Genomic DNA, 13,518 nt, shown 5'->3' with positions numbered 1-13,518 from the left:
CGGCCGTTTGGCTCAGGCGGGCGGGTGTACAGACAGTTTACCGGCGCGAGAGGTTGCTGAGGTCCACCGTTGCACGATCGTGCGAGAGTAGGCCCATGCGGCGGGTCTGGATTCGAGAGCTCGCGGGCTGGTCGGGGGCGCTGGCCATCGCCCTGGTCACGGCGGCACAGGTCGCTTCGTCCGCTCGGTCGGAGCTGCTGTTCCGTGATGGGGATTCCCTGATCGTGGCCCTTTTCGCGAGGTCTGTCCTCTCAGGTGTCCCCCTCGACTGGGCGATGTCGAGCGTGCTGTTCCTGCCCGAGTCCGCGGTGTTCGCCGGCCTCGACACACTGCTTCCGCTCGACGTGAACGGATTGCTCGCCGTCAATGCCGTCATCAACATGCTCGCGCTCTACGGTGCCCTCCGGCTGGTCGCTGGTCCGCGGCGGAAAGGCACGGCTCCGGTCGCGTGGGCTCTCGTGGGACTGCTGGCCTTCGGCGTCCTGGCCATGACCGACGTGTCGGGATCGAGGGACGCGCTGGAGCTCGCATCCCTCCTGCTGACGACCACCTACTACTCCTCGACCGTCATCGCCGTCGTGCTGTCGGTCGGCCTGGTGCGGCGGCTCGTCGACCGGGACCGCGGCGGTGGAGCACTCTTGGTCGCCCTGGGCACGACGGCCGCGGTCGCCACGCTCTCGAACCCGCTCTACGCCGTCTGGGCGACGGTTCCGATCACCGTGATCCTCGCTCTGATGCTCCCTCGCGCGCCCCACCGCATCCGCCCCACGATGATCCTCGTCGCGCTCCTCACCGGCACGGCCCTCGGCTTCCTGGGTCGCATTCCGCTTCGGGCATGGATCAGCAACACCGGAGCCGACTACATCCAGCCCGAGCAGTGGATGGAGTCGGTGGGGTATTACGGAGCCCTCCTCACCACGCGCGCGGGGACGCCAGCCGGGGTGATCGGCATTCTGATCGTGATCGCGCTCATCGTGCTCGCGGTCGTGGGCACCGCACGGGCGGAAGACACCGGGTCACGGTTCGTCTCCACCGTCGCGTGGGTCATGCCCGTCCTCGTGATCATCGGCGCGATCGGCCTGGGCACGCACGCTGCCCGCTACCTGCAGCCCCTCGCGTTCGCACCGGTGCTCGCCCTGGTGGCGGCGCCGCGTTCCTGGCGAGCGCCGTTCCGGGTGCAGTCCGTCGTCGCGGCCGCAGTGTCAGCGGTTCTCTTGATGGGCGGCGTGCTCAGCGTTCCCCGACTGGCCGGTGCGAGCGCGAACCCCGATCCCGATCTGAGGTGCGTGACCGATTGGGTGAACGCCTCGGGTCGCACCGGTGCCGGCCAGTTCTGGACGGTGCGCCTGCCCAAGCTGCACGTGGAGGATCCCGCCCGTCTGGTGCAGGTCGATCACCAGCTCAACGGCTATGCATGGCTCGTGAACCGAGGGGACTTCGGGGCCCTCGAGGTGTCGTTCCTCGTGGAGGATGCGCAGACCGTCGAGTGGCGTCTTCCCCCATCGGAGATCCCCGACGAGGTGATCGACTGCGGTCGATATCGCATCATCGACTTCGGCGACGCCACTGTGCCGCTCGGCCCGCAGCACAGCTGAGGCGACGGCCGTCGCAGCCGCTCAGCGGGGGACGGGGCCGGTCGTCGTGCCGGCGCGGAACACACACGTCAGGTGCTGCGTCATCCCGGGCTCACCGCCGAGCATGCGGGCGACCTGCTCCCCGGCGGCGCGGCCCTTCTCGACGGCCGGCTGCACGCTGGTGGTGAGGGTGAGACCGCCGAGTCCGTCGACCTCGATGCCGTCGAAGCCGGCCACGGAGAGGTCTTCGGGCACGCGCAGTCCCAGCTCCTCCGCCGCGCGGATCACCCCCACGGCGAGCAGGTCGCTCTGTGCGAGCACAGCCGTCGGTCGAGTGGCAGGGTCCGTCAGGAGCATCCTGCCGACCAGCACGCCCTCGTCGATGAGACTGCCGGATGCCGAGATCGCCGGCGCGTCCGGGAACACCTGACGCATCCCCTCGAGTCGATGCACGGTGACGTCGACGGTGGCGTTCGCGATCCGCTCCGGGGTCACCGCGGCGCGCTCGCGCTCGCTGTCGAGCGGGAGCGTGACCAAGGCGACATCGCGGTGGCCGAGATCGTGAACGTGTCGCGCGACGTCGGCGGAAGCGGCGACGTTGTCCAGGGTGATGCGCGGGATCTCCCCTCCGGCATCGCCTTCGATCACGACGACGGGCAGACCACGGCCGACGACCACCTCGAGCGAGGCCTTCGTCCGCCCGGAGCAGCCGATCAGCACGAAGGCATCGACGGGGGCGTGCGTGATCGCCGCACCCTCCTCCCCCGGCTCGTCCCGCATCAGAAGGATGCCGGCGCTGAGGTCGGCGAGCCCGTCGGTGAGCCCATCCATCATGGCCGTCGTCACCGGATCGAGGAATGCCGCGCGCAGATGCCCTTCGAGAACGACGGCGACGATGCCGCTGCGTCCGCGGCGCAGGGATGCCGCGCGAGGATCCGGACCGGCGTAACCGAGGTCGGCAGCGGCGGCGAGCACACGCTCCCGCGTGGCAGCCGCCACGTTCGCCTTGCCGCTGAAGACGACCGAGGCGGTGGATGTCGCCACGCCCGCCTCGCGTGCGACGTCGGCGATCGTGGGCCGACGCGGCGTCTCCTGACTGCTCATACTTCGAGGATAGCTCCCTTCGCTTCCCTCGTGTCGAATCGATTCGATAGGCTGTCCGACATGGAAACAGCCCTCTCCCGTTCGCAGTTCGTGCGCTGGCGCACCGCGATCTTCGCCATCTTCCTCGCGAGCGGCCTCTCGATCGCGACCTGGGCGTCACGCGTCCCCGGGATCAAAGAGGCGCTGGGTCTGGACAACGCACAGGTCGGTCTCATCCTTCTCGGCATGGGCGTGTCGTCGATCGTCGGCATCTCGACGGGCCCGGCCGTGATGGCACGCCTGGGCGCTCGACGCGGGATGCTGCTGACGATGCTGACATTCGCGCTCGGCATCGTGCTCGTGGGTCTGGGCGCCAACGTCTTCGGTTCGGTCCCCGTCGTGCTCATCGGCATGGTGCTCTTCGGCTTCGGCAACGGATCGGTCGACGTCATGATGAACGTCGAGGCGACCGCGATCGAACAGCAGATGGGCCGGACGATCCTCCCGGTCTTCCATGCGTTCTTCAGCTTCGGCACGGTCATCGGCGCGGGGATCGGCGCCCTCGCGGCACAGCTCACGATCGACGTCGCCACCCACGCGTCGATCATGGGCGCACTGATCGCCGTGATCGCCGTCGTCTGCTTCTTCCAGGTCCCCGTGCGCGAGGCCGCCCTCGACCCGGCGCCGCATGAGAAGCCGGCGTTCCGCGCACGCATGCACACCGCGCTCGAGGCCTGGCGCGAACCTCGCACCTACCTGATCGGCGTGGTCATGCTCGGCATGTCGTTCGCCGAGGGCGGCGCCAACGACTGGATCGCGCTGGGCACAGAGCAGGGTCACGGCTTCGCCGAGGGCACCGGCGCCGTCTCGCTCGCCGTGTTCTCGATCGGCATGACCGTCGTGCGCCTGTTCGGCGGACCCCTCGTCGACCGGTTCGGACGTGTCCTGGTGCTGCGCGTCCTCGCAATGGCGGCGGCCTCGGGCATCCTGCTGTTCATCCTCGCTCCCACCTTCCCGCTCGTGCTCGTCGGGGCGGCACTGTGGGGCATCGGCGCATCGCTCGGCTTCCCGCTGGGCATGTCCGCCGCGGCGGACGATCCCGCGAAGGCGGCGGCTCGTGTGAGCGCGGCGGCCACGATCGGCTACATCGCGTTCCTCGGCGGACCGCCCGTGCTCGGAATCATCAGCGAGCACATCGGCCTGCTGAACACCCTGTTCATTCTGGTCGCGCTGGTCGTGATGTCCGGTCTGTTCTCGGGTGCAGCGCGTCCGCTGCGCGAAGACGAGAAGTTCCCGGTCACGACGGCGGCGCAGGACTGACGTTCAGCCCTCGCGCCCCCGCGCGAGGGCTGCGGCGTGCGAGCGGCTGCGCGCTCCGAGTTTGGTGAGCACGTTCGAGACATGCGTCTTGACCGTGGGCACCGAGATGCGCAGCCTCGCGGCGAGTTGGGCATTGGACCACCCCTGCAGGATCCCGTCGAGCACCTCCTGCTCCCTCGCCGTCAGGTCGGAGAACTCCCCCTGACGCGAGACGGGCACCGATGGCATCGCGCTCTGGGCGACCGCGGCGAGCGCACGTCGGGTCACCCGCGGATCCAGCGCACCCTCCCCCGCCGCGACCGCGCGCACGGCCTCTGCGAGAGCGGGAGCGTCGACCGTCTTGAGCAGGAAGCCCACCGCGCCGGCACGGATCGCTCCGAACACGAGGTCGTCCTCGTCGAAGCTCGTCAGCACCAGGACATCGCCGAGACCTCGCTCGACGATCTCCCTGGTCGCCGAGATCCCGTCCCGCCCCGGCATCCGCAGGTCCATGAGGACGACGTCGGGACGCAGCGCCGCGGCATTGCGCACAGCGACGTCGCCGTCGGCGGCCTCCCCGACCACGGTGATGCCCTGCGCCTCGAGCATGATGCGCAGCCCCGCCCTGATCGCGCCGTGATCATCCGCCAGCAGCACAGACGGAGCCCTCATGCCGTCACCTCCCTCGGGATCCGGGCGTGAACCGACCATCCGCCGGCGACCGGACCCGCAGCGAAGGCACCACCCAGTGCGCCGACACGTTCCCGCAGCATCTGCAGCCCCCAGCCCTCGTCGCCGTGGGCGGCTGCACGACTGGCGACGCCGCCACGCGAGCGCACCTCCACCCGCACCTCGGCGCTGCTCCCACGGATCCCGACCTCGACGTCGGCGCCGCTCGCATGGCGGACGCAGTTGTTCAGCGCCTCCCGCACGATGCGGATGACGGCTTGTTCGCGTGCCGCTCCGAGATCGTCGACGTCATCGACGACCAGGCGCACCACCAGCCCTCCACGTTCCGCCTCCTGCACGATTGCCCCGAGATCCGCCCACGGCGGCGTGGGGGCGAGGGTGCCATCGCCTCGCCGAAGCACCGAGATCATGGATCGCAGCGCCCCATGGGCATCGAGCCCCGCGTCGCGCACGGCCTGCAGGGCTTCTCGGTCCGCCGTGCGGTCGGGCGCGGTCGACAGTGCGGCCTCGGCCCGGATCGCCATCGCCATCACGTGACCTGCGACCACGTCGTGCAACTCCCGCGCCATCGTCTCGCGCTCCCGCTCCACGGCCTCGGCGCGGTCACGCTCGGCGACGGCAGCCGCGGCCTCCGCACGCTGGCGGTGCAGCTCGGCGAGCTCGTGCGCCTGGGAGACGGCCACCGCCCACCAGTAGTCGGTGCCGAAGATCGCACCGAACTGGACCCCGATGAGAAAGGCCACGGCGAGCGACACATCGGTGAAGAGCCAGGCGGCGAGGAACAGCACGACCGTCGACAGGCCCAGCACGATGAGCAGCACCCGTCGCCCCTGCGGCCCCGCGAGGAACGACGCCGTCCACAGCACATCCAGCAGCACCACCAGGGTGCCGATGCCCCCGACCGTGACCAGATCGACAACGAACAGGAGCGTGACGAGCACGAGAACCGTCACGGGCAGACGCCTCTTGACGAGGGCGAGGGCGCAGGCGGGCAGGGCGAGAGCCAGCGACCACCACGGGGAGACCGGTTCCTGGAGGATCGAGAACGGGCCCCAGATCCCGCGGAACCCGAACCAGGCCATGACGACCGACAGGAGCGCCATCCCCAACGGGTCCGCCCACCAGCGGTGCCGACGGTACCAGGCGCCGAATCCGCCTTCGACCTGCTCGTGCATGCCCTCATGCAATCACGGTGCGCGCCGCCGCGCATCCGACGAAGGGATGAGGAGGTCGGAGGGAACGATACTTTCGCCCGATCCGTCGCGGCCCCGGCTCCGCGAGCGTGGAGACATGGAACTCTTCGGCGGTCTGCCGCTCCCCTTCTCTCTCGCTCTCCTGGCGCTGATCGACGGGCTGAGCGTCGGCACCCTCCTCATCCCCGTCTTCCTGCTCCTGCATCCGGGACGGGTGCGCGCCGGACGCATCCTGCTGTATCTGGTGACGATCGCCGCGTTCTACCTGCTCGTCGGCCTTCTGTTCCTCTGGGGGTTGGTGAACCTCGTCGACGTGGCGTCCGATTTCCTGGCCTCGCCCGCCGGACTGACCATCCGCCTCCTCGTGGGCGGAGCGCTCCTCATCACCGCCTTCGTGATGCCGACCGGTGACAAGAGTGCCGCAGCGGCTTCCCCGTCCGCCTCGCTGCCCGCCTCCGCGTCGGTCCTGCCGGGAACGGACCTGCCGACCGCACACGAGGCGGGCGGATCGTCGATGATGACCCCGCCTCCCGCGACAGCCGCAGTGACGGAGCCTCGGGCGCGCGCCGGTCGCATCACCCGGTGGCGGGAGCGACTGCTCGATCCCCGCACGCGCGGCACCGCGGTGATGGCGGTGGCTGTCGCGGCAGGACTGGTCGAGGTCGCCACCATGCTTCCCTACATCGTCGCGATGACGATGCTCGCGGATGCCGGAATCGACACCCCGCTGCGCGTGCTGTCGCTCGTCGGCTACTGCGCGCTGATGATCCTGCCCGCTGTCGTGCTGCTCGTCCTCCGCCTGGTCGCCGCCCCGCTGGTGCAACGGCCGCTCGAACGATTCGCCGCTTGGATGGAGCGCACCGGCGCCGAGAACACGGCATGGATCATCGGCATCATCGGATTCCTCATCGCCCGCTCCGCCGCCACCGAGCTCGGGCTCTTCCAGGCGATCGGGTCCTTCCTCGACCGGTGACCGCCGCGCCCGCCGAGTGCGACCGCGGCACACCCCTGACGAAGTAGGCTCGACGGGTGCGTCTCGTCATCGCCCGCTGCTCGGTCGACTACACCGGTCGGCTCAATGCCCATCTCCCGCTCGCCACGCGTCTGCTCGTGCACAAGGGAGACGGGAGTCTGCTCGTGCACTCCGACGGCGGCAGCTACAAGCCGCTCAACTGGATGAGCCCGCCGTGCTCGCTCTCGAGCGAGACCCCCGGCGAAGAAGAGGCGAGCGCCGGCGTGGTCGAAGTCTGGCGCGTGACGCACAAGAAGACCGGCGATGCGCTGCGTGTGCAGATCTACGAGATCATCCACGACACGTCCCATGAGTTGGGCATCGACCCCGGGCTCCAGAAAGACGGCGTGGAGGCCGACCTGCAGCGACTTCTCGCCGAGCAGGTCGAGCGCATCTCCGAGGGCGCGACGCTCGTTCGTCGCGAATACCCGACGGCCATCGGCCCCGTCGACCTTCTGGTGCGCGATGCAGACGGCGCCGCGATCGCGGTCGAGATCAAGCGACGCGGCGACATCGACGGCGTGGAGCAGCTGACCCGCTATCTCGAACTTCTGGGTCGCGACCCGCACCTCTCCCCCGTGCGGGGCGTGTTCGCCGCGCAGGAGATCAAGCCCCAGGCACGCGTGCTCGCCGAGGACCGCGGAATCCGCTGCCTGGTGCTCGACTACGACGACATGAAGGGCATCGAGTCGGGCATCCCCCGCCTTTTCTGAGGCGTCGCCCGTCAGCGTGCGGCGATGAGCCGGGGTGCCGGACCCTCAAGGCGCGCGATCGCGATCTTCACCTCGACGATCTCTTGCTCGATACGGTCGAACCGCGCACCGAACTTCGCGTCCTGCGCTTCGAACCGCGCACCGAACCTCGCGTCCTGCGCTTCAAACCGCGCACCGAGCTTCGCGTCCTGCGCTTCGAACCGCGCATCGAACCTCGCCACCACCTCCGCGAATCGCGCGTCCATCCGGTTGATCATCCAACCGAAACCGCTGATGATCGCCACCAGTAGCGTCACTGCTGTCGCCAGCATCGTGATGACTTCCACCGACACGTACATGCCCCCATTCTCGCCCGCGAGTCCGCCGTTGTCACGACCTTATATGTAGACATCAGGCATTCACATGAGGTGTGCAGAAGTGACTCTGTTGCACACCTGTGCAGGAAGAGCGGTCATCGCCGTTCCGGCCCATAGGCTGGAGAGATGCCTCACTCCCCTTACTCCTGCGTGCTGTGGGACGTCGACGGCACCATCGTCGACGCGTCCGTCGGCATCCTTCGCCGGCTGAATGTCGCGCTCACCCACTTCGGGCGTCCGGCACCGACACGCGAGGAACTGGTGCACTGGATCGGCCCGCCCATGTTCCAGTCCTTCCAGGACCAGGCGGGCATGACGCCGGAGCAGTCCGCCGAGGCGGTCGCGTTCTACCGCACGCTCGGCAAGGCCGACGGCTACACGACCGACGCCGCGACCTACCCCGGCGTGGTGGACCTCATCAATGAACTGCACGCTTCGGGAGTGCCGCAGGCGACAGCCAGCTCGAAGCCCGAGAACCAGGTCGACGCATTGGTCGACCACTTCGGACTCCGGCCCGCATTCCTGACGACCGTCGGGGCGACGCCCGACGAGTCGACCCTCGCCTCGAAGACCGACATCGTCGCCGAAGCTCTTCGTCGACTGCGCGAGCTCGGCGCCGACACCTCACGCCCCGTCCTCATCGGCGATCGGCACCACGATGTCGAGGGTGGCAACGCCAACGACGTCCCGGTGATCTTCGTCGAGTGGGGCTTCAGCGACGCCCACGAGGGTGACGAGGCCGCATTCCGGGTGGCCTCCGTGTCCGAACTCCGCGCCCTGCTGTTGACCTGACCGGCGCGCGCTGGTGCGCGACCCGCAGACCACACGCGAACAAGAGCCGAATCGGACCCGGAAAGCACAGAACTCCCCGCCGGATGACGCATCGGGGACGCGATCCGGTGGGGAGTTCTGTGTCTCGCCCGTCTCAGACGGGGCGAATGTTCTCTGCCTGCAGGCCCTTCGGGCCCTGCGCCACATCGAACTCGACTCGCTGGTTCTCTTCGAGAGACCGGTAGCCGGATGACTGGATGGCGGAGTAGTGCGCGAAGACGTCAGCGCCTCCGTCGTCGGGGGAGATGAAGCCGAAGCCCTTCTCCGAGTTGAACCACTTAACCGTGCCCTGGGTGCTCATGTACTGCCTGTTCTGCTGGTGAAGAAGCCGACGCAGGGATGCCCCGACACCGCTAACGCTAGTGGAGGAGGCCCCGAGGGGAATAGCACCTGCAAGAAGGTAATCCAAATGTTGCACGAGCGGCACGCGGCCGTCATCCGGCGAGTTCGGAGACGCGCTGCCCAGGAGGAGCCCAGAAAATGGTGTGGCCCTCACCGCGGGGGGAGCGATGAGGGCCGAAGACGACCGGAGGGTGCGTCAGAAACAGCTTAGCTCCTTTTCGACGCCCTTGTCCCCCTTTTGGGGGACAAATCTGAACTTCGTCGCGAGAGCGAACGATAGCGGCCCCCTCGAGTAGCCCATTGGGGACTGAACTACTCGAGAGGGCCCAATCGCACGCACAGATCGCCTGCCCCTGGGGTGGGCCGCCGCCTCGTGGGGAGAGACGTAGACGATCAATCCCCTCGTGCATGCACCTTCACCATAGGGGAGGACGCGCCTTCCCGCCACGGAGTCTCACCCGGGCGAGACCGGCGCGGTCGGAGCCTGACCCTGCGGGGTCGGCGGTTCTCGTCCAGGCACGTCACGGATGGTCACGTCGGCGTCATCGCGCGCGACGACCGGCTCGCGAGTAGCCTGATCCGGTGACTCTGCTCAACAAGGACATGACGCTGTGCATCTCGCTTTCGGCACGGCCGAGCAACAACGGCACTCGTTTCCACAACCACCTCTACGAGGCGCTCGGGCTGAACTGGATCTACAAGGCCTTCGCCCCCACCGACCTCTCCCAGGCGATCGCAGGCGTGCGTGGACTCGGCATCCGCGGATGCGCGATCTCGATGCCTTACAAGGAAGACGTCATCGCCCTCGTCGACCGGATGGACCCCTCGGCGAGCGCGATCGACTCCGTCAACACCATCGTCAACGATGACGGCGTGCTCACCGCACACAACACCGACTACTCCGCGATCGCGCAGCTCATCGCACGTGATCGCCTCGATTCCGCGGCCTCGGTGCTGCTGCGCGGGTCGGGAGGGATGGCGAAGGCCACCGCCGCCGCGTTCCGCGACGCCGGGTTCACGCGCGTGACGATCGTCGCCAGGAACGAGCAGAACGGCCGCACGCTCGCCGACCTCTACGGCTTCTCCTGGGCGGCCGAGGTCGGAGACGCCACCGCAGACATCCTCGTCAACGTCACCCCGATCGGCATGGCCGGTGGCGCGGAGGAGCACACGCTCGCGTTCTCGGAAGAGGCGATCGCCGCGGCATCCGTGGTGTTCGATGTCGTGGCTCTTCCCGCGGAGACGCCATTGATCGCCGCCGCGCGCTCCGCAGACACCCCCGTGATCACGGGGGCCGAGGTGGCGACGCTGCAGGCGCTGGAGCAGTTCGTGCTGTACACCGGCATCCGGCCGTCGGCGGAGCAGGTGCGCGAGGCCGAGGAGTTCATGCGCGCCGGGAACGCGTGAGCGGAGCGTTCTGATCGCGGAGACCTCGTCTGCCGCACTCGTAGCAACGCAAGTTGACAGCGCCTCGTTAGCAACGTAGGTTGACGACATGGAATCCCTCGATGTCGCACAGATCGCCGCGGACACGACCGAACCGCGTGCAGGCCTGCGGGCGGTGGCATCGCTGCGCACGCTCGCGGACGCACTCGAATTGCGCCAGGTCGAAGCCGCACTGCGGTCCGGCATGAGCTGGCAGGCGATCGCCGATGCTCTGGGCGTCACCCGCCAGGCAGTGCACAAGAAGCACGCGAAGCGGATCGATCCGACCATCGCCGTTCCCCGGAGGAGCTCATGAGCAGATTCACCCACGCCGCCGCCACGATGCACACCCTGTCGCTGGCCGCCATGGAGGAGGCCTCACGCTTCGGAGTGCGCGACGCCGACATCGATCACCTGCTCCTCGCCCTGACCATCGACCCCGACACGGGAGGGCAGATCCTGCGCGGCATGGGCGCCGGTCTCGATGCGGCCCGCGCGGCGGTCGCGGCACAGCATGCAGCTCAACTCGAGCTCGTGGGCATCGCCTCAGACACCGACGGTCTCGGTCGCATCGTCTTCCACGAGACCTCAGGATACGAGTGGACGGAACGGGCGCTCACTGTCCTGAAGGAAGCATCAAGCGGGGAGCGGCGCGGCGACTCCGCCGCGGTGCTGCGCACTCTCATCGACGAACCGAGCGGTCTCATCGAGGAGATCCTGCGACGAATCGATGTCGACCCGGGGGTTCTCAGCGCTCGGCTGGATGATGTGCAGCGACTTCGCCTGGCGCCGCAGCAGGCGCGCGACACGCACACGCTGTCCGGCACGCGCTCCCTCTTCGCCCCTGCTTCGCGGGACGATGTCTGGGCTCTGCTGTCCTCCGCCGGCCGGATCCCCGAATGGGATCCGGCTGTGGGCACCATCCATGCCGACCACGATACGACCGGGCCGTGGGAGGCGGAGTCCACGACTGAGGCCCCGGACGGCAGGTCCGTGCGCGTGAAGGAGGAGTTCCGCCGCCAGCGCGTCGAGCTGGCGGCGTGCGAGGAACCCGCCCTCATCCGGTGGCGCTTCTCGTACCCGGACGCCGTCCGATCGAATCCGAGGCTCGTCGACTTCGAACTCGAACATGCCGCTGGCGGAACGCAGATCCGCGCGACCCTCACGTGGGAGACCGCGCGAGGCCGTGGTGGCCGCCGCCTGGTGCGCGCCGTCCTGAAGCCGCTCCACCGTCTCCTCGTCTACATCCAGCTCACCCAGATGGAGAGTGGGATCACCCGCGTCTTCCGTTGACCATCCTTTTCGAATGGATTTTGCGAAGACCAAGNGGGCGCCGGCGCGGGAGATGTGCACCGCGTCCGCGATCGCCGTCATGGATGCCCGCGCGTCATGGCGCAGCTCTTCGAGGATCGCGCGAAAAATCTCTTCGAAAAGCCGGACCGAACCCGATCAGCCCTTCGCGCCCTTGCGGGGCTTGATGAACTCGGCCGGGGCGTTCTTCTCCCGCTTCGCAGCTCGCTTCTCCTTGAGCGAGAGCTGCGGTGCCTTCTTGCTGTCGCGACCCTGGATGGACTTTCCGGACATGATTACTCGCTTCCCCTTCGGTGGCTGGCGTAACCTCCGACCATAGCCCGGAACCAGGGGAAGTCAAATTTCCTTTTGACCGGGAAAAAACACACACTTCTCTGCGCTCGCTGCTTTCATGCCGTTCTCGGAATGTTCCCTCCGCAACACCACAGAGCCGACGCGGTTTGCTACCGTGAGGCGGGAAGCGACGACGGAGGACGACCTCCGACGGTGAGGCAGATCGGGGACGGCCCCACCTCGAAGGAGTCCGGCGATGTCACGCACGGAGCTTAAGCAGTTGATCGGCGCCACCGATATCGTCCGCGTCGCATTGGGATGGGGAGCTTTCGCGGCCCTCCTCCTCTTCCACCCGGTTCTGGAGCCCCCTGTGCCCGTGCCGGTACTCGTGATCGCGCTCGGGGCGATCATCGCCGTGATCCTCGTCTGCGCGTTCGGTGTCGTCAAGCAGGCCGAGGCCCTCGCCCACAGGCTCGGCGACCCATACGGCTCGCTCGTGCTGACTCTGTCGATCGTGTTGATCGAGGTCATCCTCATCTCCGCGGTCATGCTCGGTCCCGGTGAGCACGCCACCATCGCTCGCGACTCGGTCATGGCCGTCGCGATGATCATCCTCAACCTCGTCATCGGGCTCGCACTCCTCTTCGGCGGGCTCCGCCACCGCGGCATGGCGCACAACCGCACCGGCACGTCGGCGTATCTGTCGATGCTGGTGGTACTGGTCGCGCTCGCGTTCGGCCTCCCCGCTCTGATCGGTACGGACGGCTCGTACACGACGGCGCAGGAGATCCCGATCATCGTGCTCACCCTCGTGCTCTACGCCTTCTTCCTCTACCGGCAGATGGGTGCGCAGGCGAGCGACTTCACCGAGGTCGATCCGCGCCTTCTCCAGACCGTGAAGGATCAGGAGAAGGGCGTGGCCAGGGGAGGAATCCGCCAGGTGCTGTCCGCGCACCGCACGGAGATCGTCGTGCGCCTCACGCTGCTGGTGGTCACCGTGATCCCCATCGTGCTGCTGTCGCACGACATGGCGGCGCTTCTCGACGACGGGCTGGGCCGCCTCGGCGCCCCGGTCGCCCTCGCCGGTGTGCTCATCGCGGGCATCGTGTTCCTTCCGGAGTCGATCACGGCGGTGCGCGCCGCGCTCGGCGGTGAAGCCCAGCGCGTGAGCAACCTCTGCCATGGCGCGCTGGTGTCGACCGTGGGCCTGACCATCCCGGCGGTGCTGATCATCGGCATGTTCACCGGTCAGAGCGTCGTGCTCGCGGAATCGCCGGCGAATCTGCTGATGCTCGGCGTCACGCTGCTGCTGTCGGTGACGACCTTCGCCGCGAAGCGCGTGACCGCGATGCACGGCGCTGCACACCTCGTGACATTCGCGGTCTACCTGGTGGTGCTCTTCAGCTGAGCGCGGCC

General features: G+C 68.2%; 15 protein-coding genes and 1 pseudogene. 9 read left to right on the top strand and 7 right to left on the bottom strand.

Annotated elements, in window-relative coordinates:
* Nucleotides 1-95 precede the first annotated feature (95 nt).
* On the top strand, nucleotides 96-1,595 hold the full coding sequence (locus D514_RS29590) for a hypothetical protein (protein WP_017829975.1): 1,500 nt from the start codon (nucleotides 96-98) through the stop codon (nucleotides 1,593-1,595).
* Between the two features lie 21 nt (nucleotides 1,596-1,616).
* Here D514_RS29590 and D514_RS29585 read toward each other — a convergent pair whose 3' ends face one another.
* Complete coding sequence (locus tag D514_RS29585; protein WP_017829974.1) at nucleotides 1,617-2,678, bottom strand: LacI family DNA-binding transcriptional regulator; 1,062 nt, start codon at nucleotides 2,676-2,678, stop codon at nucleotides 1,617-1,619.
* Between the two features lie 60 nt (nucleotides 2,679-2,738).
* Here D514_RS29585 and D514_RS29580 point away from each other — a divergent pair, with 60 nt between their 5' ends.
* Complete coding sequence (locus tag D514_RS29580; RefSeq protein ID WP_017829973.1) at nucleotides 2,739-3,977, top strand: MFS transporter; 1,239 nt, start codon at nucleotides 2,739-2,741, stop codon at nucleotides 3,975-3,977.
* Nucleotides 3,978-3,980: 3 nt separating this feature from the next.
* On the opposite strand, the gene D514_RS29575 is transcribed toward D514_RS29580, so the two are convergent.
* Both D514_RS29575 and D514_RS29570 read right to left on the bottom strand, forming a co-directional pair.
* Nucleotides 3,981-4,628, bottom strand: coding sequence for a response regulator transcription factor (locus D514_RS29575; RefSeq protein WP_031205869.1), 648 nt, complete (start codon nucleotides 4,626-4,628; stop codon nucleotides 3,981-3,983).
* Nucleotides 4,625-5,821: a sensor histidine kinase gene (locus D514_RS29570; RefSeq protein WP_017829971.1), complete on the bottom strand. Its 1,197-nt coding sequence runs from the start codon at nucleotides 5,819-5,821 to the stop codon at nucleotides 4,625-4,627. Before D514_RS29570 ends, D514_RS29575 begins: the two co-directional genes overlap by 4 nt.
* A 115-nt stretch (nucleotides 5,822-5,936) precedes the next feature.
* On the opposite strand from D514_RS29570, the gene D514_RS29565 reads away from it, so the two are divergent.
* Both D514_RS29565 and nucS read left to right on the top strand, forming a co-directional pair.
* Nucleotides 5,937-6,812 carry a GAP family protein gene (locus D514_RS29565; RefSeq protein ID WP_017829970.1) on the top strand — a complete coding sequence of 292 codons (876 nt, stop codon included), beginning with the start codon at nucleotides 5,937-5,939 and terminating at the stop codon, nucleotides 6,810-6,812.
* Between the two features lie 56 nt (nucleotides 6,813-6,868).
* Nucleotides 6,869-7,564: an endonuclease NucS gene (gene nucS / locus D514_RS29560; RefSeq protein WP_017829969.1), complete on the top strand. Its 696-nt coding sequence runs from the start codon at nucleotides 6,869-6,871 to the stop codon at nucleotides 7,562-7,564.
* An 11-nt stretch (nucleotides 7,565-7,575) separates the two neighbouring features.
* Here nucS and D514_RS29555 read toward each other — a convergent pair whose 3' ends face one another.
* Nucleotides 7,576-7,902, bottom strand: a complete 327-nt coding sequence (locus D514_RS29555) for a hypothetical protein (RefSeq protein ID WP_017829968.1) — start codon at nucleotides 7,900-7,902, stop codon at nucleotides 7,576-7,578.
* Between the two features lie 144 nt (nucleotides 7,903-8,046).
* Between D514_RS29555 and D514_RS29550 the strand changes: the two genes are divergently transcribed.
* Entirely contained in the window at nucleotides 8,047-8,712 is a 666-nt protein-coding gene (locus D514_RS29550; RefSeq protein ID WP_031205867.1) for an HAD hydrolase-like protein, read from the top strand.
* A 133-nt stretch (nucleotides 8,713-8,845) separates the two neighbouring features.
* Here the strand turns inward: D514_RS29550 and D514_RS29545 are convergent, their stop codons facing one another.
* The gene (locus D514_RS29545) at nucleotides 8,846-9,052 is read right to left on the bottom strand and encodes a cold-shock protein (RefSeq protein ID WP_017203899.1); all 207 of its coding nucleotides are present in this window, start codon (nucleotides 9,050-9,052) and stop codon (nucleotides 8,846-8,848) included.
* Nucleotides 9,053-9,675: 623 nt separating this feature from the next.
* Between D514_RS29545 and D514_RS29540 the strand changes: the two genes are divergently transcribed.
* The 3 genes from D514_RS29540 to D514_RS29530 all read left to right on the top strand — a co-directional run bounded on the left by D514_RS29540 (nucleotide 9,676) and on the right by D514_RS29530 (nucleotide 11,811).
* A complete protein-coding gene (locus tag D514_RS29540; RefSeq protein WP_017829966.1) occupies nucleotides 9,676-10,500 on the top strand; it encodes a shikimate 5-dehydrogenase in 825 nt (274 codons plus the stop codon).
* Between the two features lie 88 nt (nucleotides 10,501-10,588).
* Nucleotides 10,589-10,834 carry a hypothetical protein gene (locus D514_RS29535; protein WP_017829965.1) on the top strand — a complete coding sequence of 82 codons (246 nt, stop codon included), beginning with the start codon at nucleotides 10,589-10,591 and terminating at the stop codon, nucleotides 10,832-10,834.
* Nucleotides 10,831-11,811: an SRPBCC domain-containing protein gene (locus tag D514_RS29530; protein WP_017829964.1), complete on the top strand. Its 981-nt coding sequence runs from the start codon at nucleotides 10,831-10,833 to the stop codon at nucleotides 11,809-11,811. Before D514_RS29535 ends, D514_RS29530 begins: the two co-directional genes overlap by 4 nt.
* 54 nt (nucleotides 11,812-11,865) lie before the next feature.
* Here D514_RS29530 and D514_RS39420 read toward each other — a convergent pair.
* Nucleotides 11,866-11,928, bottom strand: a pseudogene (locus D514_RS39420) (transcriptional regulator); the annotation flags it as partial.
* Nucleotides 11,929-11,967: 39 nt separating this feature from the next.
* Nucleotides 11,968-12,102, bottom strand: coding sequence for a hypothetical protein (locus tag D514_RS39415; protein ID WP_017829963.1), 135 nt, complete (start codon nucleotides 12,100-12,102; stop codon nucleotides 11,968-11,970).
* A 256-nt stretch (nucleotides 12,103-12,358) separates the two neighbouring features.
* Here D514_RS39415 and D514_RS29525 point away from each other — a divergent pair, with 256 nt between their 5' ends.
* Nucleotides 12,359-13,510, top strand: a complete 1,152-nt coding sequence (locus D514_RS29525) for a calcium:proton antiporter (protein ID WP_017829962.1) — start codon at nucleotides 12,359-12,361, stop codon at nucleotides 13,508-13,510.
* Nucleotides 13,511-13,518 lie beyond the last annotated feature (8 nt).

The sequence above is a fragment of the Microbacterium sp. UCD-TDU genome (assembly GCF_000340625.1).
GTDB lineage: Bacteria > Actinomycetota > Actinomycetes > Actinomycetales > Microbacteriaceae > Microbacterium > Microbacterium maritypicum.
Note: the sequence above shows the minus strand (reverse complement) of the source record. Positions and strands in the feature narration are given on the sequence as shown.

Coding starts and splice junctions, on each gene's coding strand:
- D514_RS39415 (WP_017829963.1), bottom strand. CDS start 12,102: ATGTCCGGAAAGTCCATCCAGGGTCGCGACAGCAAGAAGGCACCGCAG.
- D514_RS29575 (WP_031205869.1), bottom strand. CDS start 4,628: ATGAGGGCTCCGTCTGTGCTGCTGGCGGATGATCACGGCGCGATCAGG.
- D514_RS29585 (WP_017829974.1), bottom strand. CDS start 2,678: ATGAGCAGTCAGGAGACGCCGCGTCGGCCCACGATCGCCGACGTCGCA.
- D514_RS29535 (WP_017829965.1), top strand. CDS start 10,589: ATGGAATCCCTCGATGTCGCACAGATCGCCGCGGACACGACCGAACCG.
- D514_RS29530 (WP_017829964.1), top strand. CDS start 10,831: ATGAGCAGATTCACCCACGCCGCCGCCACGATGCACACCCTGTCGCTG.
- D514_RS29580 (WP_017829973.1), top strand. CDS start 2,739: ATGGAAACAGCCCTCTCCCGTTCGCAGTTCGTGCGCTGGCGCACCGCG.
- D514_RS29565 (WP_017829970.1), top strand. CDS start 5,937: ATGGAACTCTTCGGCGGTCTGCCGCTCCCCTTCTCTCTCGCTCTCCTG.
- D514_RS29570 (WP_017829971.1), bottom strand. CDS start 5,821: ATGCACGAGCAGGTCGAAGGCGGATTCGGCGCCTGGTACCGTCGGCAC.
- D514_RS29555 (WP_017829968.1), bottom strand. CDS start 7,902: ATGTACGTGTCGGTGGAAGTCATCACGATGCTGGCGACAGCAGTGACG.
- D514_RS29545 (WP_017203899.1), bottom strand. CDS start 9,052: ATGAGCACCCAGGGCACGGTTAAGTGGTTCAACTCGGAGAAGGGCTTC.
- D514_RS29590 (WP_017829975.1), top strand. CDS start 96: ATGCGGCGGGTCTGGATTCGAGAGCTCGCGGGCTGGTCGGGGGCGCTG.
- D514_RS29525 (WP_017829962.1), top strand. CDS start 12,359: ATGTCACGCACGGAGCTTAAGCAGTTGATCGGCGCCACCGATATCGTC.
- D514_RS29550 (WP_031205867.1), top strand. CDS start 8,047: ATGCCTCACTCCCCTTACTCCTGCGTGCTGTGGGACGTCGACGGCACC.